Origin of the sequence: Paenibacillus sp. VTT E-133280 (assembly GCF_002264385.1) — a bacterium.
GTDB lineage: Bacteria > Bacillota > Bacilli > Paenibacillales > Paenibacillaceae > Paenibacillus_AQ > Paenibacillus_AQ nitricinens.
Window position 1 is genome coordinate 1 of record NZ_NFUX01000190.1, and the last position, 281, is coordinate 281.

The following is a 281-nucleotide window of genomic DNA, read 5'->3' on the forward strand; positions in this document are numbered from 1 at the left end:
CGGCTCAGGAAGAGGTGCTGAACCGTCTAGGTGCCTCTGCTATGCCTAACAAAAAGATGATTTTATCGCTGTTGGATCACGCACGGCCGATGCCGACGTACCCCTTCATGATTCAAGTATGGGAGGCGCTAAATACGGGTCTAACCGAGCTGCCCTTAAGCAATCCTGAACAAGCATTGAAAAAAATAGAACAGGCCATCCAAGCATCCTGGGGCGTATATAAAAGCTAAAAAGAGACGGGGAGAAGAAACATGAAAACAACGATATTCAGCCAAATTTCG

The 281-nt window shown here is 47.0% G+C and carries 1 pseudogene; it reads left to right on the forward strand.

The features are described 5' to 3' along the window. Window positions 1-230: pseudogene (locus tag CA600_RS30715) on the forward strand (sugar ABC transporter substrate-binding protein); the annotation flags it as partial. Window positions 231-281: the final 51 nt, after the last annotated feature.